Annotated in this window: 21 protein-coding genes; 11 read left to right on the forward strand and 10 right to left on the reverse strand. The window is 72.8% G+C overall.

Annotation, left to right across the window (positions count from 1 at the left end):
* Window positions 1-1,269, reverse strand: coding sequence for a flavin-dependent oxidoreductase (locus BO39_RS04050; RefSeq protein WP_043830230.1), 1,269 nt, complete (start codon window positions 1,267-1,269; stop codon window positions 1-3).
* 55 nt (window positions 1,270-1,324) lie between these two features.
* Here BO39_RS04050 and BO39_RS04055 point away from each other — a divergent pair, with 55 nt between their 5' ends.
* A complete protein-coding gene (locus BO39_RS04055; RefSeq protein WP_052401436.1) occupies window positions 1,325-1,786 on the forward strand; it encodes a MarR family winged helix-turn-helix transcriptional regulator in 462 nt (153 codons plus the stop codon).
* 22 nt (window positions 1,787-1,808) lie between these two features.
* Here the strand turns inward: BO39_RS04055 and acs are convergent, their stop codons facing one another.
* Together acs and BO39_RS04065 are read right to left on the reverse strand one after the other, a co-directional pair.
* Entirely contained in the window at window positions 1,809-3,746 is a 1,938-nt protein-coding gene (acs, locus tag BO39_RS04060) for an acetate--CoA ligase (protein WP_043830233.1), read from the reverse strand.
* Window positions 3,747-3,933: 187 nt separating this feature from the next.
* Entirely contained in the window at window positions 3,934-4,254 is a 321-nt protein-coding gene (locus BO39_RS04065) for a hypothetical protein (RefSeq protein ID WP_052401437.1), read from the reverse strand.
* Window positions 4,255-4,515: 261 nt separating this feature from the next.
* On the opposite strand from BO39_RS04065, the gene purD reads away from it, so the two are divergent.
* A complete protein-coding gene (gene purD, locus BO39_RS04070; protein WP_043830235.1) occupies window positions 4,516-5,811 on the forward strand; it encodes a phosphoribosylamine--glycine ligase in 1,296 nt (431 codons plus the stop codon).
* A gap of 25 nt (window positions 5,812-5,836) precedes the next feature.
* On the forward strand, window positions 5,837-6,763 hold the full coding sequence (locus BO39_RS29610) for a hypothetical protein (RefSeq protein WP_156963464.1): 927 nt from the start codon (window positions 5,837-5,839) through the stop codon (window positions 6,761-6,763).
* 9 nt (window positions 6,764-6,772) lie between these two features.
* Here the strand turns inward: BO39_RS29610 and BO39_RS04080 are convergent, their stop codons facing one another.
* The gene (locus tag BO39_RS04080) at window positions 6,773-7,447 is read right to left on the reverse strand and encodes a histidine phosphatase family protein (RefSeq protein ID WP_156963466.1); all 675 of its coding nucleotides are present in this window, start codon (window positions 7,445-7,447) and stop codon (window positions 6,773-6,775) included.
* Between the two features lie 50 nt (window positions 7,448-7,497).
* Here BO39_RS04080 and thrC point away from each other — a divergent pair, with 50 nt between their 5' ends.
* Window positions 7,498-8,901: a threonine synthase gene (thrC, locus tag BO39_RS04085; protein WP_043830237.1), complete on the forward strand. Its 1,404-nt coding sequence runs from the start codon at window positions 7,498-7,500 to the stop codon at window positions 8,899-8,901.
* Window positions 8,902-9,177: 276 nt separating this feature from the next.
* Here thrC and BO39_RS04090 read toward each other — a convergent pair whose 3' ends face one another.
* On the reverse strand, window positions 9,178-9,375 hold the full coding sequence (locus tag BO39_RS04090; protein WP_043830239.1) for a hypothetical protein: 198 nt from the start codon (window positions 9,373-9,375) through the stop codon (window positions 9,178-9,180).
* A 241-nt stretch (window positions 9,376-9,616) separates the two neighbouring features.
* Between BO39_RS04090 and BO39_RS29615 the strand changes: the two genes are divergently transcribed.
* From BO39_RS29615 to BO39_RS04120, 6 genes are all read left to right on the forward strand, one after another.
* Window positions 9,617-10,327, forward strand: a complete 711-nt coding sequence (locus BO39_RS29615) for a restriction endonuclease (RefSeq protein ID WP_052401440.1) — start codon at window positions 9,617-9,619, stop codon at window positions 10,325-10,327.
* Window positions 10,328-10,509: 182 nt separating this feature from the next.
* The gene (locus tag BO39_RS29620) at window positions 10,510-12,465 is read left to right on the forward strand and encodes a hybrid sensor histidine kinase/response regulator (protein ID WP_052401441.1); all 1,956 of its coding nucleotides are present in this window, start codon (window positions 10,510-10,512) and stop codon (window positions 12,463-12,465) included.
* A gap of 32 nt (window positions 12,466-12,497) precedes the next feature.
* Window positions 12,498-13,802, forward strand: a complete 1,305-nt coding sequence (locus tag BO39_RS04105; protein ID WP_052401442.1) for a M16 family metallopeptidase — start codon at window positions 12,498-12,500, stop codon at window positions 13,800-13,802.
* Window positions 13,799-15,148, forward strand: coding sequence for a TldD/PmbA family protein (locus tag BO39_RS04110; protein ID WP_043830242.1), 1,350 nt, complete (start codon window positions 13,799-13,801; stop codon window positions 15,146-15,148). Before BO39_RS04105 ends, BO39_RS04110 begins: the two co-directional genes overlap by 4 nt.
* Before the next feature lie 55 nt (window positions 15,149-15,203).
* Window positions 15,204-15,830 (forward strand): glutathione S-transferase family protein, encoded by a 627-nt coding sequence (locus tag BO39_RS04115; protein ID WP_043830244.1) that lies wholly within the window; start codon window positions 15,204-15,206, stop codon window positions 15,828-15,830.
* A gap of 95 nt (window positions 15,831-15,925) precedes the next feature.
* A complete protein-coding gene (locus tag BO39_RS04120) occupies window positions 15,926-16,900 on the forward strand; it encodes a Tim44 domain-containing protein (RefSeq protein ID WP_043830245.1) in 975 nt (324 codons plus the stop codon).
* A gap of 281 nt (window positions 16,901-17,181) precedes the next feature.
* Here the strand turns inward: BO39_RS04120 and BO39_RS04125 are convergent, their stop codons facing one another.
* Complete coding sequence (locus tag BO39_RS04125; RefSeq protein WP_052401443.1) at window positions 17,182-18,027, reverse strand: M23 family metallopeptidase; 846 nt, start codon at window positions 18,025-18,027, stop codon at window positions 17,182-17,184.
* A gap of 25 nt (window positions 18,028-18,052) precedes the next feature.
* On the reverse strand, window positions 18,053-19,630 hold the full coding sequence (gene xseA, locus BO39_RS04130; RefSeq protein WP_043830247.1) for an exodeoxyribonuclease VII large subunit: 1,578 nt from the start codon (window positions 19,628-19,630) through the stop codon (window positions 18,053-18,055).
* Window positions 19,631-19,739: 109 nt separating this feature from the next.
* Here xseA and BO39_RS04135 point away from each other — a divergent pair, with 109 nt between their 5' ends.
* On the forward strand, window positions 19,740-20,909 hold the full coding sequence (locus BO39_RS04135) for a sensor histidine kinase (RefSeq protein ID WP_043830249.1): 1,170 nt from the start codon (window positions 19,740-19,742) through the stop codon (window positions 20,907-20,909).
* 301 nt (window positions 20,910-21,210) lie between these two features.
* On the opposite strand, the gene BO39_RS04140 is transcribed toward BO39_RS04135, so the two are convergent.
* The 3 genes from BO39_RS04140 to BO39_RS04150 form a co-directional block, all read right to left on the reverse strand.
* Window positions 21,211-21,555 carry a Rieske (2Fe-2S) protein gene (locus BO39_RS04140; RefSeq protein ID WP_043830251.1) on the reverse strand — a complete coding sequence of 115 codons (345 nt, stop codon included), beginning with the start codon at window positions 21,553-21,555 and terminating at the stop codon, window positions 21,211-21,213.
* Window positions 21,552-21,962 (reverse strand): EVE domain-containing protein, encoded by a 411-nt coding sequence (locus BO39_RS04145; RefSeq protein WP_043830252.1) that lies wholly within the window; start codon window positions 21,960-21,962, stop codon window positions 21,552-21,554. The genes BO39_RS04140 and BO39_RS04145 overlap by 4 nt, the downstream gene beginning before the upstream one ends.
* A gap of 144 nt (window positions 21,963-22,106) precedes the next feature.
* Window positions 22,107-22,700 (reverse strand): HdeD family acid-resistance protein, encoded by a 594-nt coding sequence (locus BO39_RS04150; RefSeq protein ID WP_052401444.1) that lies wholly within the window; start codon window positions 22,698-22,700, stop codon window positions 22,107-22,109.
* Window positions 22,701-22,730 lie beyond the last annotated feature (30 nt).

The raw sequence follows: 22,730 nt of genomic DNA on the forward strand, positions 1-22,730 counted from the left end.
TCAGCGCGGCAGCGCGCTCTCCCCGAGGCGCGCGGAAAGGCTCGGGCGCGCGTTCAGCAGCACGGGGTCGAAGCCCGCCTTGCGCTTGTAGCCGAGCGCGATCCCTTCCAGTTCCGCCAGCGGAAGCACCGCCTCCCGCCCGCCGACGGCCGCGAAGCCATCCGGCGCCCGGCTCTCTGCGAGATCCAGCACGAGGTCCGGCCCCTGGCCGCGGGCGGCCTGCACGAGGGCGGCGGTGGCCGGGCGACGCGCCTCCTCATAGGCCCGGAGGCCGGCCACCGCCTCCCCTGTGGTGGCCAAGTGGAAGGCCAGGCTTCGGGCGTCGAGGATCCCTTGCGAAGCGCCGTTGGAGCCGATCGGGTACATCGGGTGGGCGGCGTCGCCGAGCAGGGTCACACGGCCCCGCGTCCATTCCGGCAAGGGGTCGCGGTCCACCATCGGGAACTCCCAGACATCGGGCGCGGCCCGGATGAGGGAGGGGACGGAGAGCCAGGGCCATTCCCAGTCCGCGAAATCGGGCAGGAAGTCCTCGATCCGGCCGGGGCGGTTCCAGTCCTCCCGCGCCCAGGGGGTGTTCGGGTCCATTCGCCGCTCGGCGATGAAGTTGACCAGGGCGGGGCGTTCCGCCGTCGCCTCGCGGATGGGGTAGCAGACGAACTTCAGGCTGCTCGTCCCCGCCTGCACCATGGTCCGGCCGGTGAGGTAGCCGGGATGCTCGGCCACCGCGCGCCACATCAGGCTGCCGTTCCAGCGGGGCGCGCCCTCCTCCGGGTGCCAGGCGGCGCGGATGGCGCTGTGGATGCCGTCCGCGGCCACGACCACGTCGCCGCGCGCCACGCCGCCACCTTCCAGGTGCAGCACGGCGCCGTCAGCGTCCGATTCGGCAGCGATCCCGCGGGAGCCGAGATGGATGGCGCTCCCCAGCCGCTCCTGGGCCGCCTCCAGCAGCAGCATGAAGAGGGTGCCGCGGTGGATGCTCACCTGCGGCCAGCGATAGCCGGCGGCCAGGCCCCGGTCCTCGCGCCAGACCTCCTCGCCGCGCCGCGTGGCGTAGAGCAGCTCCCGCGTCGGGACGCCGGCGGCGAGGACGCGCTCGCCGAGGCCGAGTTCCGTGAGCTCCCGCACGGCATGGGGCAGAAGGTTGATGCCGACGCCGAGCGGCTTGGGCATGGCGACGGCCTCGTGGACCTCCGCCTCGATCCCCGCCGCGTGGAGCGCCATGGCCAGGGTCAGGCCGCCGATCCCACCGCCCGAGATGATCACGCGCATGGCCGTCCTCCGTGTTTTGCCGGATGTTGGCACCGCGCGAGGGAAGGTTCAACAGTTGAACGATCTGGACGGCCCAGAGGGCGATGGGGTTCTGGGCGGCCACGGACTGTTGGCCGGCACGGTGTCATACGGGCTGAAGCGGGCCTATCGCCGGGTCATCCGCGACCTGGAGGAGGCGCTGCGGCCGCACGACTTCACCCCGCCGCTGCTGGCCGCCCTGTCGATCGTCGCGGCCAATCCCGGGATCGCCCCGGCTCATCTGGCGGAGGCCATGGGCCACGGCCGTTCCCGCGCCGCGCCCCTCCTCGACCGGCTGGAGGAGCGGGGCCTGCTGCAGCGGCGGACCGGCGCCGACCGCCGCAGCCTGGAACTTCACGCCACCCCGGCGGGGCTGGACGCGCTCGGCCGGCTCCGCCCGCTGCTCGACGCGCATGAGGGGCGGATCACCGATGGGCTGAGCGCCGACGAGGCCCAGGCGCTCGCCGGCCTTCTCGATCGGCTCGCGCCCGGCCGGTGAGCCGGGCGCGGCCGCGGCGGGGTCAGCCCACGCGGTTGCCGATGAGGTCCTGCACCACGGTCGGGTCGGCCAGGGTGGAGGTGTCGCCGAGGCTGTCGGTCTCGTTCGCCGCGATCTTGCGCAGGATCCGGCGCATGATCTTGCCCGAGCGGGTCTTGGGCAGGCCCGGCGCCCACTGGATGGCGTCCGGGCTGGCGATCGGACCGATCTCACGCCGCACCCAGGCGACGAGCTCCTTCCTCAGCGCCTCGGTCGGCTCCTCGTCGGCGTTCAGAGTGACATAGGCGTAGATGCCCTGGCCCTTGATCTCGTGCGGCATGCCGACGACGGCGGCCTCGGCGACCTTCGGGTGGGCGACGAGGGCGCTCTCGATCTCCGCCGTGCCCATGCGGTGGCCGGAGACGTTGAGCACGTCGTCCACGCGCCCCGTGATCCACCAGTAGCCGTCCTCGTCGCGCCGCGCGCCGTCGCCGGTGAAGTACTTGCCGGGGAAGGTGGAGAAGTAGGTCTGGATGAAGCGCTCGTGGTCGCGGAACACGGTGCGCATCTGGCCCGGCCAGCTGTCGGTGATGACGAGGTTGCCCTCGGTCGCGCCCTCCAGCGGCGCCCCCTCGTTGTCCACCAACGCGGGAAACACGCCGGGCAGCGGCAGGGTGGCCGAGCCCGGCTTCTGGGCGACGGCGCCGGGCAGCGGCGAGATGAGGATGCCGCCCGTCTCGGTCTGCCACCAGGTATCGACGATCGGGCAGCGCTCGTCGCCGACCACGCGGTAGTACCAGAGCCAGGCCTCGGGATTGATCGGTTCACCCACGCTGCCGAGGATGCGAAGCGACTGGCGGGAGGTCCCCTTCACCGGCCCCTCGCCCTCCCGCATCAGGGCGCGGATGGCGGTGGGGGCGGTGTAGAAGATGTTCACCTCGTGCTTGTCGATCACCCGCCAGAAGCGGCTGCTATCGGGCCAGTTCGGCACGCCCTCGAACATGAGCGTGGTCGCGCCGTTCGCGAGCGGGCCGTAGACGATGTAGGTGTGCCCCGTCACCCAGCCCACATCGGCCGTGCACCAGTAGACCTCGCCCGGACGGTAGTCGAAGACCAGCTCATGCGTGAAGGCGGCCCAGACGGCGTAGCCGCCGGTCGTGTGCAGCACGCCCTTGGGCTTCCCGGTCGAACCCGAGGTGTAGAGGATGAAGAGCGGGTCCTCCGCCCCCATCGGCTCGGGCGCGCACTCGGCGGATTGCGCGTCGCAGAGCGTCGCCCAGTCGTGGTCGCGCCCCTCCTGCATCTCCACCTTGCCCCCGGTGTTGCGGGCGACGATGACAGACTTCACCGTCGGGCAGGACTTCAGGGCCTCGTCGGCATTCGCCTTCAGCGGCACGGTGCGGCCGCCGCGCCGGCCCTCGTCCGCCGTGATCAGCAGCGTGCTCTCGCAGTCCTGGATGCGGCTGGCGAGGCTGTCCGGCGAGAAGCCGCCGAAGATGATGGAGTGCACGGCGCCCAGGCGCGCGCAGGCGAGCATGGCGACCGCCGACTCGACGATCATGGGCAGGTAGATCGACACGCGATCGCCCCGGCGCACGCCGAGGGACTTCATCGCGTTGGCCAGCCGGCATACGCGGGCCAGCAGGTCGCGGTAGGTGACCTTCGCGTCCGACTTCGGGTCGTCCCCCTCCCAGATGATCGCCACCTGGTCGCCGCGCCCGCCCTCCACGTGGCGGTCGAGGCAGGATTCGCTGATGTTCAGCACCCCGTCCTCGAACCACTTGATGGAGACGTCGCCCTCGAAGCTCGTGTTCTTGATGCGGGTCGGCGCCTTCATCCAGGCGATGCGGCCCATCTCGCGGCGCCAGAAGCCCTCCGGATCACGCGCGGCCTCGGCCACCATCGCCTCGCGCCGGGCGGCATCGACGTGGCTGCCGGCGGCGATCTCGGGCTTCACGGGGATCAGGGTCTGGTCGGTCATGGCGCTCCTCCGGGGCTTTGCCCTTCGGGCGCCATCGTCGCGCTCAGGCGCGGGGCGTCAAGCACTGGAAGCGGTGGAACGGGGGCCTGCCCCCGCCCGACCGCCGATCAGGAATGTTTAATGATCGAAACAGCAAGGGGGTCACAACGGCGCGGGGGAGACCAGGGCCTCCCCCGCCCAGGCCCTGTCAGCGATAGCGGTAGGAGTAGGGGCGCGGCGGGCCGGCATAGCGGCGCGGCGGCCCGTAGTAGCGGCGCGCCTCAGGACGGCGATAGTAGCCCGGCGGTGGGCGGCGCCAGTGATCACGGCCGCGGTAGTAGCCGCGCGGCGGCCCGTAGTATTGGACGGGAATGGCCTGCACAGGCGCGGCACGGTCCAGGACGGCAATGGCGGGCGCGACCTGGGCCTGCGCCGCGGGAGCGGCCGCCAGGACCGGCGCGCCGAACAGCGCGCCCAGGACCAGGAACCGACGTCCCCAGGAACCGAGACGAGCAAGACTGCCCTGCATGGTGGCTTCCTTCCTTTCGGCGGGCCGGGAGGGCCCTTCACCTGTCTAATCAACGCCGCGAAGCGGGCAGGGTGGCGACAGGATTGCGGCGCCGGGAGGGCTTTTCGTTCCGGATCGCGATGTAATGACCGGAACCGGGGTGTGGGGGCGTCCATGGCCCACCCTCGCGCCCACCCCTGGCCCCCGCCGCCCAGGAAAAATAGAAGGGAGCCGGCGGGGGCCACTTCCCCCCACGCCTCGCTTTCAGGGATGGTCGCACGCATGAAGGTCCTTCTGGTCGGCGGCGGCGGCCGCGAGCACGCCCTGGCGTGGAAGATCGCCCGCAGCCCACTGCTCACGAAGCTCTGGTGCGCCCCGGGCAACCCCGGCATCGCCGCCGTGGCGGAGTGCGTGCCGATCGGGGCGGAGAGCATCGAGGCCCTGGTGGCCTTCGCGCGGGAGCGGGCGGTGGACCTCGTCGTGGTCGGCCCCGAGGCGCCGCTGACCCTCGGCCTCGCCGACGCCCTCGGCGCCGCCGGCATTCCCTGCTTCGGCCCCAGCGCCGCCGCCGCCCGGCTGGAGGGCTCCAAGACCTTCACCAAGGAGGTGCTGGACGCCGCCAGCGCCCCCACCGCCGCCTGGGCCCGCTTCGAGGACCCCGCCGCCGCGCGCGACCATGTCCACGCCCAGGGCGCCCCGATCGTGGTGAAGGCCGATGGCCTTGCCGCCGGCAAGGGCGTGGTGGTCGCGGGCACCGTCGAGGAGGCGGAGGCCGCCATCGCCGACATCATGGAAAGCCGCGTCCACGGCGAGGCCGGGGCAAGCGTCGTGATCGAGGAGTGCATGATGGGGGAGGAGGCCTCCTTCTTCGCCCTCTGCGACGGCACCCGCGCCATCCCGCTCGCCGCCGCCCAGGACCACAAGCGCGTGGGCGAGGGCGATACCGGCCCGAACACCGGCGGCATGGGCGCCTATTCCCCACCCCCCGCCTTCACCGACGCCATGCGGGACGAGGTGATGGCCCGCGTGGTGGAGCCCGTGCTGGCCGAGATGGCCCACCGCGGCGCGCCCTTCCGCGGCGTGCTCTTCGTCGGCCTGATGCTGACCGCCACCGGCCCGCGGGTGATCGAGTTCAACGTCCGCTTCGGCGACCCGGAATGCCAGGCGCTGATGCTGCGCCTCGAGAGCGATCTCCTCCCCGCCCTCGCCGCCTCGGCGGCGGGGGACCTTTCCGGCGTCTCCCTGCGCTGGTCGGCGGACCCGTCGCTCATCGTGGTGGTCGCGGCCCGCGGCTATCCGGGCCCCGTCGCCAAGGGCGAGCCGATCGGCGGGCTGGAGGCCGCGGCCAGCATCCCCGGCGTTCGCGTCTTCCACGCCGGCACCGCCCGCGGGCCGGGCGGCTCGGTCGTGGCCTCGGGCGGGCGGGTGCTGGGCATCGGCGCCACCGCCCCAGACCTCCGCGCCGCGCGCGAGGCCGCCTATGCCGCCGTGGACGCGCTCGACTGGCCCGGCGGCTTCTGCCGGCGCGACATCGCGCACCGGGCTCTTGGCGCCGCGCCCCTCGGGGCGGCCTTATGACCGGCGCGCCGGTGAGGCGAGCGCCGTGACGGGCTCCACCGCCTCCATCCGCTGCGGGGACGACCTGCGGGGCCGGGTGCCCGGCACCTACTTCCCCATCGCCGACCCGGTCTGCCAGGGCCCCGTGCATGGCGAGTTCCTGGAGGGCTATGTCTCCCGCCGCGCCGGCTTCGTCGCCGGCCACTACGCCCATGGCGCGGCGGCGGTCCGGGCCCGCCTGGCGTCGGAATACGCGGCCCTGCGCGAGCTGCCGCAGTACGACCGCGTGCTGCTCTGGTTCGAGCACGACCTCTGGGACCAGGCCGCGCTCATCCGCGTGCTCTCGGTGCTCGCGGGCTGGCCGGCGCTGGCCGGGCGCCTCTGGCTCATGCCCGCGGACGGCGAGCGCAGCTTCCCGGAGCTGCCGCAGGAGGAGTTGGACGCCCTGGTGCCGCAGCCCCTCCCCTGGTCCAGCGTCGAGGCCGGCGCCGAGGCCTGGGACGCCTTCGCGGCGGAGGACCCGACCGCGCTCGACCGCCTCTCCCGCCGCAACCTGCCCCTGCCGTACCTCGCCCGCGCCATGCGGCGCCATCTGCAGGACCTGCCCTGGGTAACGGACGGGCTCGGCCTGACGGAGCGCCTGGTGATGCGCGCCGCCGCCGAGGGCGTGACGGGCGAGGCGCCGCTGATCCGCCACCTGCGCGCGGCCGATCCCGTCTTCCACGTCACCGACCTCATCGTCCGGGACATGGTGACGCGCCTCTCCACCGGCACGCGCCGCCTCCTCACGCGGGAGGCGCCGCACCTGCCCACGGCGCACGGCGCCGCCATCCTCGCGGGCGCGGCGCGCCACTCCCCGGGGCCGCGGCACCAGGCGGGGGTGGTGGTCGGGCCGCGCGGCCGCTGGTGGTGGAACCCCCGCTCGGCCGGGGTGACGGACCGGCTTCCCGGGCGTCCGGGCCTCTTCGGATAGGCGGCCCGCTCAGCAGCCGTGGAAGCCGCCGCCCGGCAGCGGCGCCAGTTTCAGGATGCCCAGCACGCGCGCGGGGCTGCCGGGCGAGACCACCGCCATCGCCCCTTCCGGCAGCGCCCGGCCGCCGACCGTCTCGCCCATCGCCATGATCAGCGGCGTGCGATGCCCGACCAGCACGCGGTTCACGCCTGCCGCCACCGGAGCGGAGAGCAGGCGGCGATGGCCCTCGATCACCTCGGCCAGCCGGGGACCGGCATAGTCGTCCGCCAGCAACTCGTCGGTGACACGCACCCGGGCGGCGCCGAAGGCGGCCTCGGCCGTGTCGCGGGCGCGGAAGACCGGGCCTGCCAGAACCGGCGCCTCGACCGGAACCCCGAGCTCCTCCAGCCGCCGGCCGATCGACGCCGCCTGCGCGCGCCCCGCGGCGGAGATGTTGCGCTGCCCCTCGCGGTCACCGACGCGAAAGGAGCGGTCGCAGGGCTCGCCGCGCGTGTCGGCGTGGCGCAGGAAGAGCACCAGCCCGCCCGCGCGCAGCCGCTCCACCAGTGCCTCCCCCTCCGGCGATCCCGGCCGAACCGGGGCGAGATCGGCCAGGGCCGGCATGGCGGTGAGGACGAGAAGGAGCAGCGCGCGCCGGATCATCGGCGCATCCTGCCACGCCGCGCCGGCGAACGGGGCACCCATGCGCCCTTCCGCCATTCCGGCCGCCCCGTCTTTCCGCTAAGTCCCCGCCCATGCGCTACGTCTCCACCCGCGGCGAGGCCGCCCCCCGCTCCTTCGAGGCCGTGCTCCTCGCCGGCCTGGCCGAGGATGGCGGCCTCTTCCTGCCGGAGACCTGGCCCACCCTGGCGGCCGCGGAATGGGAGGCGCTGCGCGGCCTGCCCTATCCGGATCTGGCCGCTGATATCATTGGCCGTTTCACGGGAAACACCTTCGAGGAGGGCGTCCTGCTGGCCATGTGCCGCGACGCCTATGCCGGCTTTAACACCCCGGCCGTGGCCCCCCTGGTGCAGCTCGACGAGCGCCGCTTCGCCCTCGAGCTGTTCCACGGCCCCACCCTCGCCTTCAAGGACTTCGCCCTCCAGCTCCTCGGCCGCATGTTCGACCACGTGCTGGCCCGGCGCGGGGAGCGCATCACCATCGTCGGCGCCACCTCCGGCGACACGGGCTCCGCGGCCATCGAGGCCTGCCGCGACCGCGCGAACCTCGACATCGTCATCCTCCACCCCGAGGGCCGGACGAGCGCCGTGCAGCGCCGGCAGATGACGACGGTGCTCTCGCCCAACGTGAAGAACATCGCCATTCACGGCGACTTCGACACCTGCCAGGACATGGTGAAGGCCATGTTCAACGACGCGCCCTTCCGCGCGGAGATGAACCTCTCGGCCGTCAACTCCATCAACTGGGCGCGCATCGCGGCGCAGATCCCCTACTACGTCGCCAGCGCCCTCGCGCTCGGCGCCCCGGGTCGCGAGGTCGCCTTCAGCGTGCCCACCGGCAATTTCGGCAACGTCTTCGCCGCCTGGGCCGCGCGCGCCATGGGTCTGCCGATCTCCACCCTCATCATCGGGTCCAACCGCAACGACATCCTCGCCCGCTTCATCGGCGCGAACGACATGACGGCCCGGCCCGTGGCGCCCAGCCTCTCGCCGAGCATGGATATCCAGGTCTCCTCGAACTTCGAGCGCCTGCTCTTCGAACTTCTCCACCGCGACGGCGCGCGCACGGCCGCCACCATGCGCGCCTTCCGCGAGACCGGCGCCATGCCCGTGCCCGACGCCGCCTGGCGCGAGGCCACCGCCCTCTTCCGCGCCCACGCGGTGTCGGACGAGGAAACGGTTGAGGAAATGCGCCGCCTGCACGCCCAGGGCTACGCCGCCGACCCCCACACGGCCACCGGCACCGCCGCCAGCCACGCCAGCCCTCCCGACAACCGCGCGACCCCCATCATCGTCGCCGCGACGGCCCATCCCGCGAAGTTCCCGGACGCGGTGGAAAAGGCGACCGGCAGCCGCCCGGCCCTGCCGCCCCACATGGCGGACCTCTACGAGCGCGAGGAACGCTTCACGGTGCTGCCGAACGACCTCAGTTCGATCGAGGCGGCGGTGCGGGCCCATGCGCGGCGGAACGCGGCCTGAGGGGACGACGCTGGTGACTCCGGGGAGAGGAAGAAAGAATTCTTCCTCTCCCCGGACCCCTCACCATCATCTTTTTCTTCAGGTTTGAAGCACTTCCCCGGCCCGTGCGCCTCGGGTCATCGATCCGAGGCGACTGAACGCACAGGAAGGGTGCCGAAGAAGCGCCAGTCCCCGATCAACGCATCCGCGACAGCCAGATGGAGATCAAAGGGCCTCGGGCCCTTGGCAGGTGAGGTCTGGAGCGGGCGGCGCCCTCTCCAGGGTCGCCAGCGCCCTTCAGGCCCCCAGCTTTTCCGGCCCGTCCGTCTCGGCCTGCCCTTGCGGCTGCCCTGGCTCGGAACGCTTGCCGCCGCCGAGTTGTTCGAGCTTCCGCTTCACCCGCAAGTCCTCCTCTGTCAGGGGCGGCGGGTATTTCGGCGCGACGCCCGGCGGCACGGAATCCCCGGGGTCATGGTCTTTCTCGCGCTGGGCCACGGACCGGTCCCTCCTCTCCCAACCTCTCGCAGGAGCGCCCATGCGCCCGGCCGGTTGCAGCAGGGCACCTGCTGGTTGTCTTCGCGGAAGGTTTTCGCGCTCAAGTTAGACTCTCTCGTTGAAGTCTTTTCTGAGGAACGGCACGTAAAACACCTGTCCGGACGGTGATCCGCCGAGTCGCAAGGTCCGGTCAGGCCGCCGGCGGCCCGCCGGAGTCGCGGATGGCGGAGGGGGGACCGGGATGGCGCTGCTTCTCGCCGCCCTCGGCCTTCTCGGCTTGGCCGCCTTTCTTGTCCTCGTCCACGCCCTTCCGCCGGAGCCAGTGGCGGCGGAACCGCTGCCCACCCTCACCCCACGCCAGTTCGAGCAGCACTGCGGCGATGTCCTGGCCGCCCGTGGGTGGTCGGTCGCCGTCGGGCGCGGCTCGGGCGACCAGGGGGTGGACGTTCTGGCCCGGAAGGACGGGCGCGCGCTGGTGATCCAGTGCAAACTTCACGCGCGGCCCGTGGGCAACAAAGCCGTGCAGGAGGCCCTGGCGGGGCGCGGCTACGCCGGGGCGGACGCGGCGGCGGTCGTCTCCAACGCGCCCTACACGGCGGCGGCCCACGCCCTGGCGGCGCGCGTCGGCGTGCTGCTGCTGAACGTGGCGGACCTGCCGCGGATCGAGCGCCTGATCGAGTGGCCGGAGACGCCGGCCACTCCGCTTCCGGAGGCGGCGCCGACCCGCCCGCGCCGGCGCCGCCCGCGTCGGGCCGCCGTGCGGCCCGCCCGCCGGATCCCCGCCCGCCCGCTGGCCGCCGCGATCCTCGCCGGGATCATCCTCTTCATGCCGAGGATGGCCCCGGAGCCCCCTGCCCCGCCACGGGCGATCGCGCGCCCTGCTCCGCCGAGGCCGCCCGCCGTGGTCGAGCAGCCGGAGGTCGCTCCGTCCCGCGTGCGGCGCGCGGCTTAGGCTTGCCTGGAGTAAAGCCGGGGTCGAAACCGGCTTGACCAGTCCGGGCGAGGTGCCCCGGGAAAGTGGGACATTACCGGTGGTTGGAGGCCAGCCCGGCACCAAGGTGATTGGTTGTGCCCACGCCCCGGTCTAGTCTCGCCCGGCCAACGTCGCCCGCCCATGACCGGACGCCCACGCCCTTGCTGCACGCGCCCACTGCCTTCGTCCTCACCTTCGCGCTGGCGGTCACCTGCGGCGCCGTCCTGCTCTTCCTCTGGAACCAGACGCGGCGGCACCTGGCGCTCGCCTACTGGGGGGCGGCGCATTCGCTGGGGGCGGTCGGGCTGCCGCTCCTGGCGCTGCGCGCCGTGGCGCCGGGCTGGATCTCGATCGATCTCGGCAACGCGCTGCTGGCGGTCAGCTATGGGCTGATCTGGGCGGGGGCGCGGCGCTTCATGGGGCGGCGGGTGCCGCCGCTGGCTGTCGTGGCAGGGGCGCTGCTCTGGCTGGCGGCCTGCCGCGTGCCGGACTTCTACGCCAGCATTGCCATGCGCGTGCTCGCGATGGGGCTGGTAGCGGCCACCTACAACATCCTCGCGGCCTGGGAGCTCTCCTACTCGAACGGGGTCGCATCCTTCCGCTCGCAGCGGCTGCTCATCTGGGTGCTGCTGGCCAACGCCGCCGCCTACCTGCTGCGCATCCCCTTCCTGCTGTTCCAACCCATCCAGGCGCCGATCAGCAGCTACGCCAGCAGCCTCTGGCTGGACGTGCTCGTCATCCTCGGCACCGCGCTGGCGGCTAGCACCGCCCTCGTTCTCGTCTCCCTCGTACGGGAACAGGAGGAGCGCGAGGCGAACGCCGCCCTGCGCGCCGCGCGCGACGCGGCGGACGAGGCCAGCGCCGGCAAGACCCGCTTCCTGGCCCATCTCAGCCACGAGCTCCGCACCCCGCTGAACGGCGTGCTCGGCCTGGCCCAGGCCCTGGCCGGGGACCCCAGCCTGGGGGCGGAGCAGCACGACCGCGCGGCGATGCTGGAGCGGGCCGGACGCCACCTGAACGCTCTGTTGACCGATGTGCTGGACCTCTCCCGCATCGAGGCCGGGCGGCTGGAGCTGGTGCCCGTCCCCACCCTCCTCTGCGCCCTGCTGGAGGAAGTGACCGGCCTTGTCCGCGGCGCCGCCAGGGCGAAGAACGTGGTGCTGCTGGAGGAGATCGCGCCCAACCTGCCGGAGGCGGTGCTCTGCGACCCGCTGCGGGTTCGTCAGATCCTGCACAACCTGCTCGGCAACGCCGTGAAGTTCACGCCGTCCGGCGGGAGGGTTACGCTGGCCGTGCGGCGCCGCGCCCAGGGCGGCCTCGTGCTGACCATCACCGACGACGGGCCCGGCGTGCCCGAGGATTTCCGCGACCGCCTCTTCGAGGATTACACCCGCGCGACGCGGGAGGCGGCGAAAGGCGACGGCACCGGCCTCGGCCTCGCGATCTCCGCCCGGCTCGCCCAGGCGATGGACGGCTCCATCCGCTTCGGCACCCCGCCTGGCGGGCGCGGCAGCGTCTTCGAGGCCTGGCTCCCCCTGCCCGACGCCGAACCGCCGGAGGCCCCTGCCGTGGCGGAAGCCACCCCGGCCGCTGCGGGGATCCCGCCGCGGGGAATGACCGTGCTGGTGGTGGACGACATCGCGGTCAACCGCCTTGTCCTGCGCGCCATGCTGGAGCGGGCCGGGCACCGCGTCCTCGAGGCGGCGGACGGTGCCGCCGCGCTGGCGATCGTGGCCGATCCGAGCGAGGCCGGCCTGCCGGAGGTGGTGCTGATGGACGTGCTGATGCCCGGCATGGACGGGCTGGAGGCGACGCGCCGGATCCGCGCCCTGCCCGGCAAGGCCGCCCGGCTGCGGATCCTCGCGGTGACCGCGGGTGCCATGACAGACGAGGTGGCTGCCTGCCTGGCCGCCGGGATGGACGGGCACGTGACGAAGCCCGTGGAGCGGGCGGTGCTGCTCGCGGCCCTCTCGGGACCTCCGCCTGGCTCTCCCTCTGGCTCTCCCCTTGGCTCCCCCCCCGGGCCCCCTTTCAGCTCTCCTCCTGGCCCTGCCCGGCGGGCTGCCCGGCCGCATGGCTCGCACCCGGCGGCCGGACACCCTACATTCGGTCCCTGAAACGCCCCTTCCCGGAAGCCAATCCCCCCGACATGACCGAGTCCACCCTCGCCGCCGCCACCGATCCCGCCAACGGCGGCGCGATCCGGCTCACCCGCCTGCCGAACGGGCTGACCGTCGTCTCCGACACCATGAGCCGCGTGGAGACCGCCTCCATCGGCGCCTATGTCCATACTGGCACGCGCGACGAGACGCCCGAGGAGAACGGCGTCTCCCACTTCCTCGAGCACATGGCCTTCAAGGGAACCGAGAAGCGCGACGCTTCCGCCATCGCGCGGGAGATCGAGGCCGTGGGCGGCCACCTGAACGCCTACACGGCGCGCGAGACCACCGCCTACTACGCCAAGATCCTGAAGGAGGACCTGCCGCTGGCCGCCGACATCCTCGGCGACATCCTGACGCACTCCACCTTCAGCCCCGAGGAGGTGGAGCGCGAGCGCGGCGTCATCCTGCAGGAGATCGGCCAGGCGAACGACACGCCCGACGACATCGTCTTCGACCACTTCCAGGAGCGCGCCTTCCACGGCCAGCCGATGGGCCGCCCGACGCTGGGCCCGGCCGGGATCATCGAGACGCTGCCGCGCGAGGCGCTGACCGGCTACATGCGCCGCCACTACGGCCCGTCGCGCATGGTGGTCGCGGCCGCCGGCGCGGTGGACCACGATGCGCTGGTGGAGCTGACGAAGCAGCACTTCGCCGACCTGCCGAGCATCGACCAGCACGAGGCCGAGCCCGCCCGCTACACCGGCGGCGAGTTCCGCGAGGAGCGCGACCTCGACCAGGTGCACCTGCTGCTCGGCTTCCCGGGGCCGGCCTATGGCGACCCCATGCACCACCCGACGATGCTGCTCTCCACCATTCTCGGCGGCGGCATGTCGTCGCGCCTGTTCCAGGAGATCCGCGAGCGCCGCGGCCTCGTCTACTCCGTCTACTCCTTCCACTCGCCCTACCGGGACGCCGGCCTCTTCACGATCTATGCCGGCACCGGCGAGGAGCAGGCAGCCGAGTTGATGCCCGCGACGCTGGAGGAGCTTCGCCGCGTCCAGCACGACGTGACCGAGGAGGAGCTGGCCCGCGCCAAGGCGCAGCTTCGCGCCTCCGTGCTCATGTCCCTTGAATCCACGGGCTCGCGCTGCGAGCAGCTCGCGCGCCAGCTCCAGGTGCACGGCCGCATCATCCCCGTGGAGGAGACGAAGGCCCGCATCGCCGCCGTCACGGTCGAGCAGGTGCAGCAGGCCGCCGCCCGCGCCTTCCGCGCGGCGCCGACCCTCGCCGCCCTCGGCCCCGCCGGCCGCGTGCCGCACCTGCCCGAGGTGATCGAAAGGCTGGCGGCGTGAGCGAGACCCTCGCGAAGGCCGATCCGCGCGAGACGCTGGCCAGCCTCGTCTCCGCCGCGCGCAAGGCGGGGGCGGACGCGGCCGATGCCATGCTGGCCGCCGACGCCTCCCTCTCCCTTCAGATGCGGCTGGGCGAGGTCGAGAACGTCGAGCGCGCGGAGGGCTTCGACATCGGCCTCCGCGTCTTCGTCGGGCGGCGGCAGGCGATCGTCTCCACCACCGATGCCGACCCGCGCGGCTTCGCGGCCCTGGCCGAGCGCGCCGTCGCCATGGCGCGCGCCGTGCCGGAGGACCCCTTCGGCGGCCTGCCCGAGCGCGTGCCGTCGCTGGCCGACCTGCCGCTCGACATGGATGACGGCGTGGAGCCCGACGTCGCCTCCCTCACCGACCGCGCCCGCCGCGCGGAAGAAGCCGCCCGCGCTATCGGCGGCGTCAGCAATTCCGAAGGGGCGGAGGCCGGCTGGAGCCGGACGGTGATCGCGCTCGCCGCCTCCAACGGTTTCGCCGGCACCTATACGCGCAGCGGCCACAGCCTGTCCGTCACCGCTTTGGCCGGCCAGGGCACGGCGATGGAGCGGGACTACGACTACGCCTCCGCCACCCACCTGTCGGATCTGGACGATCCCGAAACCCTCGGCCGCAATGCCGGGGAGCGGGCGGTGCGCCGCCTGAACCCGATCCGCCCGGCCACGGCGCGCCTGCCGGTGGTCTACGACCCGCGCGTGGCAAGCTCCATCATCGGCCATCTCGTGGGCGCCGCGAACGGGGCCTCGGTCGCGCGCGGCACGAGCTTCCTGCGGGAGAAGATGGGCACCCAGGTGATGGCAAAGGGGCTGACGGTCCGGGACGACCCGACCCGACCCCGCGGCCCTCGCTCCCGTCCGTTCGACGCCGAGGGGATGCCCACCGCGCCGCTCGCGATCGTGGAGGACGGGGTGCTGAACCACTGGCTGCTGGACTGGCGCTCGGCCCGGCAGCTCAACCTCGCCTCCAACGGGCGCGCCGCCCGCGCGGTGGGCGGGCCGCCCTCGCCCTCCACCACGAATCTCTGGCTGGAGCCTGGAACCCTCTCGCCCGAGGCGCTGATGGCCGACATCGCGGAGGGGCTGTACGTCACCGAGATGATCGGCAGCAGCATCAACGGGCTGACCGGCGACTACAGCCGCGGCGCCTCCGGCTTCATGATCCGGGGCGGGCAGCTGGCGGAGCCCTTCTCGGGCGTCACCATCGCCGGGAACCTGCTGGAGATGTTCCTCCACATCACCCCGGCCAACGACCTCCGCTTCCGGCGGGGCACCGACAGTCCGACGCTCCGCATCGAGGGGCTGACGATGGCAGGGGCCTGATCACGGGCGGGTTCCTCTGCTAAGCCGATACCGGCAACAACCGAGGAACCGCCCCATGGCCCTGAAGCTCTACGGCGTCCTGCGCTCCCGCGCGACGCGCCCCGTCTGGACCGCCATGGAGCTGGGACTGGACTTTGAGCAGGTGCCGGTGATCCAGGCCTATCGCCTGAAGGACCCCGCGGCGCCGGACGCACCCCTGAACACCGCCTCCCCCTCCTTCCGGGCGGTCAACCCAAACGGGCTGATCCCCAGCATGGACGATGACGGCTTCGTCCTGCACGAATCGCTCGCCATCAGCCTCTATCTCGCCCGCAAGCACGGCGGACCGCTCGCGCCACGGGACGCGCGGGAGGAAGGGCTTGCGGTGATGTGGTCGCTCTGGGGCATGGGCATCGAGGCGGACACGCTCGCCATTGCCCAGAAGCGCGACCCTGAGGCCGCCGAGGCGCGGCTGCGCGCGCCCTTCGCCGTGCTGGACGCCGCCCTCGCGGCCGCCGGTGGGCACCTCGTGGGCGGCCGCTTCACGGTGGCCGACATCAACCTGGCGGAGGTGATCCGCTACGCCCAGCCCGCCCGCGCCCTCTTCGAGGCCGCGCCGAACCTGGCTGCCTGGATCGCCGCCTGCCAGTCCCGCCCCGCCTTCCAGGCCATGATGAAGAAGCGTGAGGCCGAGCCGGCCTGACGCCGCGCCGCCACTTCTGAAAGGCCCCATGGAAACCGGGCGCCTTTCCACTATATTACATCCCTGTGAGAAACCCTTCTCGGAGCACCACCCCCATGCGCCGCCGTGCCCGCTTCCTGGCCGCTTTCGCCGCCCTGGCCCTCGCGCTCGGGCCCGCCGTTGCCGAGGCGCGTCCCGGCGGCGGTGCCTCCTCGGGTAGCCGTGGGTCGCGCAGCTACAGCGCCCCGCCCGCGACCCGCACCGCGCCGGGCACCGCCACCCCGTTCAACCGCACGGAAGCCCCGCGCGAGGCGCCCGGTGCCGCCAGCCCAGGCTACCAGCCGCGTCCCGCGCCCTCCTACACCACGCCCAGCCGGGGTGGGATGTTCGGCGGCGGGTTCATGAGCGGCCTGATGGGCGGGCTGCTTGGCGCCGGCATCGCCGGCATGCTCTTCGGCCACGGCGCTTTCGGCGGCATGTCCGGCGGCTCGGGCTTCCTCGGCTTCCTGCTGCAGCTGGCCATCATCGCCGGCATCATCTGGCTCGTGCTGCGCGTCATCCGCGGCCGCCGCGCCGGCATGCCGGCCATGGCCGGCGCCGGGCCGCGCGGTGCGATGCCGAACGCCTATGCCCGTGAGATGGACGGCAACGCCATGGGCGGCGCCGGCGGCCGTGCGGCGACCCGCCCGGTGAACATCGGCGAGGCGGACTTCACCGCTTTCGGCAACAGCCTTGTCGCCATCAACCGCGCCTGGTCCGCCGGGGACGTGGCCGCCCTGCGCCGCCTGGCCACGCCGGAGATGGTCCGCTACTTCGAGGGCGACCTGCGCGACCTCGCCGCCCGCGGCTGGCGGAACGAGACCCGCGACGTGAAGCTCGAGGCCGGCGACCTTGCCGAGGCGTGGTCCGAAGGCGGCACCGACTACGCCACCGTCGCGATGCGCTTCAGCCTCATCGACGTGACGCGCGACGCCGCCGGGCAGGTGGTGGAGGGCGACCCCAACACCCGCCAGACCGTGACCGAGATCTGGACCTTCGCGCGCCGGCCGGGCGAGGCCTGGGTGCTCTCGGCGATCCAGCAGGCGCGCTAACCCCCCGGAGAGGGCGCTGCCCTCTCCGGACCTCACCCGCCAGGAGCCTGGTTGGACCTATAGGTCCAACCCTGGACCTGCACCTGGCTGTCGCGGATGCGATGATGAAGGCCGGTGCTTCCTGCGGCGCCCCCCCGGACGTGCAATCGCCTCGGGTCCACGACCCAAGGCGCACCGACCGCAAAGTAATCCCAACTCGAAGAAGATGATGGTGAGGGGTCTGGGGCGAGGAAGAATTCCTTCTTCCTCTCCCCAGCCCCCTTAGCGCTCGCCGATCAATCTCAACGCCCCGGCTCCGGCAGAACCGGCCGAGGGTCGAGCGAGGTCGAGAGCCAGAACAGTCCCAGGTGGAGGTGCGGCCCGGTGACGCGCCCCGTGGCACCGGACGCGCCGATCACCTGCCCGCGTGAGACCTGATCGCCCTGCCCCACATTGAAGCGCGACATATGGGCGTAGAGGGTCGTGACCCCGTGCCCGTGCTCGATTAGCAGGGTGTTGCCGGTGAAGTAGAGGTCCTCGGCCAGCGTCACGCGCCCGCCCGCTGCAGCCACCAGGGGCGTGCCCACGGGCACCGCGATGTCGAGGCCGAGATGGGGCGCACGCGGCTGGCCGTTCAGGATGCGCTGGCTGCCGTAGACGCCGCTGATCCGCCCATGGGCGGGCCAATCGAAGCCCTCCGCGAAATAGGGGGTGGCGGTGTCGGTGCGGCGCGCGGCGTTCAACCGTTCCTGCTCGGCGCGGATGCGGGTCATGTCCTGGTTGTCGGGCGTCACCATCCGGTTCGGCAGGCCGTTCAGGTGCTGGATGTCCCATTGGCGGGGCGCGACGGCGAGGCGTCGTTCCTCCCGCGCGCCGTTGGGCGCCGTGACGGTGAGGGTTGCCTCCGGCCCGGCGTCGCGTCCCAGCCCGAAGGCGAAGATCCCCGCCGGCGAGACGCGGAGCGCCCGGCCCTCGAAGGCGACGCGGCTGCCGGGATCGACGCGGCCGGTGACGAGCGCGCCCTGCGTAATGCGCTCCGGCAGCACGAGGGCCGCCGCCGCGGGTCGGGCGAGAAGCAGGGCGGGCAGGGCCAGCGCCGCGCGGCGCGGCAGGCGGGCCGCGGGGTGGTGGTTCACTCGATCGGGCATGGGGACTTCCGGCAGAAAATGGCGTTCAGAGCAGCGTTTCCTGGGCCGCGCCGCCCCGTTCGCGCCGCTTCGCGCGGTCGTCGGTCACGCCGAGGCTGCCATCGGCGAATTGCAGGCTCAGCCGCTGCCCGGCCGCTACCTGGGCCGCGGCCGTGACGGGCTGGCCGGCGGTGTCGCGCACGAGGGCGAAGCCGCGCTCCAGAAGCGCCTGATAGGAGGCGCCCTCCAGCCGGGCCGAGAGGCCGCGCAGCGCCGACCGGCACTGGCGAAGATGCGCCGTGACGAAAGGCGTCGGGTCGGGGATGCGGGCCAGCGTCGCGTTGCGCTCGGCCAGGCGGCGCTGCGCCGCGGCGTCCAACCGTTCGGCAGCGCGGCTTTCGGCAGCGCGCGCCTCGCGCAGCCGGGCGCGCAGCAGGGGCGCGAGATCCGGCATCCGGGCCAGCGCGCGGGACTGGCGCCCCACCGCCGCGCGCGTGGCGCCGCCGATCCGCAGTTCCAGCAGCGAGAGCGCCGCGCGCCGGGCCGCGATCGCCTCCTGCGGGCGGGGCAGGCGGCCGGCCGTGCCCTCCAGCACCCGCCGCTTGGCGCCGATCAGCGCGCGCGGGGCGAGCTGGAGGCGGTGCGCGCGGTCCTCCAGCCGGTTGCGGCCGGCGGCGATCAGGGCGGGCAGGTCGGGCAGGCCCTTGGCGGCGCGGTCCAGCCGGATGCGCCCGCGGTCGAGCACCGAATGCGCGGCACGCGCGAGGCGCGTGCCCCGCTGATCGAGGCCGGCTGCCAGTTCCTCGCGGGAGGGCACGGCCAACTCCGCCGCCGCGGTGGGCGTGGGCGCCCGCCGGTCGCTCGCGAAGTCGATCAGCGTCGTGTCGGTCTCGTGCCCGACGGCGGAGATGAGCGGGATGGGCGAGGCCGCGGCGGCGCGTACCACCACCTCCTCGTTGAAGGCCATCAGGTCCTCGAGACTGCCACCGCCGCGCGCCACGATGATCACGTCCGGCCGGGGGATGCGCCCGAGCGGCGAGAGGGCGCCCATGGTGGCGATCGCCGCCGCCACCTGCTCGGCCGCGCCCTGCCCCTGCACCGCCACCGGGATCAGCAGCACGCGGCGCGGGAAGCGACGGGCGAGCGTGGTGCGGATGTCGTGCAGCACCGCGCCCTTCTCGCTCGTGATGACGCCGATCACCTCGGGCAGGAAGGGCAGCGGGCGCTTGCGGTCCTCGTCGAACAGCCCCTCCGCGCCGAGCCGCAGCCGCAGCCGCTCGATACGTGCCAGCAGCGCGCCCTCGCCGGCATATTCCAGCCGCTCGATCTGCAGCGCGTAGTCCGAGCGCTTGTCGGAGGCGGTGATCTTGCCCGTCGCGATCACCTCCACCCCGTTCTCCGGCCGCACCGCCAGCTTCGAGAGGGCGCCGCGCCAGATGATCGCGCGGATGGTGCCCGTCTCGTCCTTCATCGAGAGGTAGGAGTGGCCGGAGGGATAGGTCTTGAACTCGGTGATCTCGCCGCGTACTCGGATCCGCCCGAAGGCGGTCTCCAGCGTGCGCTTCACCGCGCCCGAAATCTCGGAGACGCTGTATTCGGGGATATTGCCGTGGGTGCCGTCCATCGGGAGGATTATGGCGCCGGATAGCCCAAGGCGCCACGCGCCCTTCGCGTGAAACCCTCCCCGCCCCCCTCCTTCCGCTTCCCGAACCGCCGGAGCTGCTTTCCCCTCTATGCCAGCCGACCTAACGGCCCCCGCCGAAGACCAGCTCGCGCGGCTGCGCCGCTACGGCGAGATCCTGAGCGACTTCGGGCGCATGACCTCCGAGGTCATCGAGGTGGATCGTCTTGTCCAGCTCGCCTGCCTCCAGGCGGCGCGCGGCATCGGCATCCGCCACACGAAGGTGCTGCGCTACCGGCCCGAGGCGGGGGACCTGCTGGTGGTGGCCGGCGTGGGCTGGGCGCCAGGCGTGATCGGCCACGCGAGCCTCGGCACCGACCTCGCCTCCCCGCCCGGACAGGCGCTGCAGACCCGCCTGCCCAACGTGGTCGAGGACCTGCCGAACGATCCCGAGTACCGCTACTCCGATCTCCTGCGGAACCACGGCATCGTCTCGGTGCTCAACGTGCCGGTGACGGTCGATGGCTATGTCTGGGGCGTGCTGGAGGTGGACAGCCAGGAACCCCGGCACTTCGCCGCGGACGACGTGCGCTTCCTCTCGGCCATGGGACACATCCTCGGCCTGGCGCTGCGCGGGCGGATCGGGGAGCAGGCGGCGGTGGGCGCAGTGGCCGATGCCGCCCGGGCCCTGGCGCAGGAGCGGATGCTGCGCGGCGAGCTGCAGCACCGGAGCAAGAACGACCTCCAGCTGATCCTTTCGTTGCTGGTGATGCAGCGGCGGCGGCTCACGGACCCCGAGGCGCGCCGCATCGTCGGCGACGTGCTGGATCGCGTGGCCGCCATCGGCGTCGCCCACGACCAGCTGAGCCCGGAGAGCGGCACGGGGCTGATCGACCTCGCGGACTACCTCCAGGCCCTCTGCGGCAACCTCTCCAGGCGGCGGCAGGGGGTGGCGGTGGAGGCCTCGGTGGAGAGCGCGGCCATGTCCCACTCCCGCGCCGTGCCCCTCGGCCTCGCGGTGAACGAACTGGTGACGAATGCCCTGAAACACGCCTTCCCCCAGGGCCGCGAGGGCGCGATCCGGGTGGAGTTCCAGGTGATGCCGCCCGGCGAAGGCCGCCTCTGCGTGCGCGACGACGGCATCGGCATGGGCCCGCCCCGCCCCGGCAGCTCAGGCACGGAACTCGTGCGGCGGCTGGCGCAACAGGTGGGCGGGCGTGTCGAGCAGATGCCGCAGGCCCAGGGCACCGGCTTCTGCGTGACCTTTCCGCTGGTGATCTGAGGGGGTTTTTCGGGGCTTTCGGCGCCGATGACTTCGGGGAGAGGAAGAAGGAATTCTTCCTCTCCCCGGACCCCTCACCATCATCTTTTTCTTCAGGTTTGGAATGCTTTGCAGCTGATGCGCCTCGGGTCGTGGACCCGAGGCGCCCGCTCGCACAGGAAGGGACCGGGAAAGAAACCGGCCTCCGATCACCACATCCGCGAAAGCCAGATGCAGGTCCAGGGTTGGACCTATAGGTCCAACCAGGCTCCTGGCGGGTGAGGTCTGGAGAGGGCAGAGCCCTCTCCAGGGAGCCGCAGCGTCAGACCCCCGCATCCGCCGGAACGAGGATGACGCCCTCTTCCAGCCGAACCGGCACGGCTTCCAGCCGGTCGCCGGTGCAGGGCCCGCTGGTGCAGAAGCCGTCCTCGACCCGGAAACGGGCGCCGTGGGTGGAGCAGACGAGATAACGGCCTGTCCCGTCGAGGAAGCGGTTCGGCAGGGGTTCGAGCGGGATGCCGAGGTGGGGGCAGGCGTTCACGTAGACCCGCACGATCGCCCCCTGCCGGAGGACGACGAGGCTGGTGAAGCCGCCCGGCACGGGCGGGAAGCCGCGGGCGGTGCCGTCCGGGATCTCCTCCAGCCGGCAGAGGGCGCGCTCGGTCAAAGCCCGGCCATCTCCGAGAGAACGGCCCAGTGCTCCGGCGAGACAGGCACGACCGAGAGGCGGGACTGGCGGATGAGGGCGAGGTCCTGCAGCCGCGGCTCGGCCTTCATGGCGGCGAGGGTGACGGGGCGCGGCACGGGGCGGAGGGCGCGCATGTCCACGCAGGCCCAGCGGCCGGTCTCCTCGGTCGGGTCGGGATAGGCCTCGCGCGCGACCTCGACGATGCCGACAATCTCCCGGCCCTCGTTCGAGTGGTAGAAGAAGGCGAGGTCGCCAAGGCGCATGGCGCGCAGGTTGTTGGCGGCCTGGGCGTTGCGCACGCCCGTCCAGGGCTCCACGCCGACGGCCACCTGCTGTTCCCAGGAGAAGGCATCAGGCTCGCTCTTCACCAGCCAGTGGGCGGTCACCGCTGCTGGCCCCCGCTGCCGTGCGGGGCGAGCGGCGGGCGGGGTGTGGCGAGGGGCATGGGCGGCTCCGTCGGCGCGGGCGAATCGCCGCCCGGCCGGAGGGCATGGAAGCGCCGCCGGCGCCTCTGGTGCAATGAGGGGTGCTCAGCCGGGCGTCGGGTCGTTGTGCACGCGACGCAGGCGGAAGCCGAGGCCGATCAGCAGCACTCCGCCCGCGACCGCCTGGATAGCCACGAGCCAGATGAGCGCCAGCAGCCCCGGGCCTGGCGCGGCGGCCAGCCAGAACCCGATGACGACGCTGATCACGCCCCAGAGGGCCAGCAGCCAGCTCCCGCTGCGCCAGGCGAGGACGAGGCGGAACACCCCGGCGGCGATCGACCAGCCGGCGACGAGCAGCACGAGCACGATGGCCGAGGCGATCGGCATCATCAGCAGCACCGCGGCGGCGATGAGCGAGACGATGCCCTCCACCACCAGCCATCCCGTGCCGCCGCGCCGGACACCGAGCATGGCGGGCCGGCCGGTGAAGGCCTGCCAGAGCGTGAAGGCGCCATCGATCGCGAGCCAGGCGGCAAGGGTGCCGAGGATGACGGCGAGCCCAAGGCCAGGCACGAGGAAGGCGAAGAGGCCGAAGAGGACCGCGACGACCCCGCGCAACAGCAGCAGCCACCAGCCGCTGGCCAGTGCGCGGATCATGCGAAAGCGGCCATCGGAGGCCGGGAGAGCGGCGGTGGACATGGGGAGGAGCTCCGAAGCGGGCGCGACCGT

It is taken from the genome of Roseomonas aerilata DSM 19363 (genome assembly GCF_000711725.1).
Lineage (GTDB): Bacteria > Pseudomonadota > Alphaproteobacteria > Acetobacterales > Acetobacteraceae > Roseomonas > Roseomonas aerilata.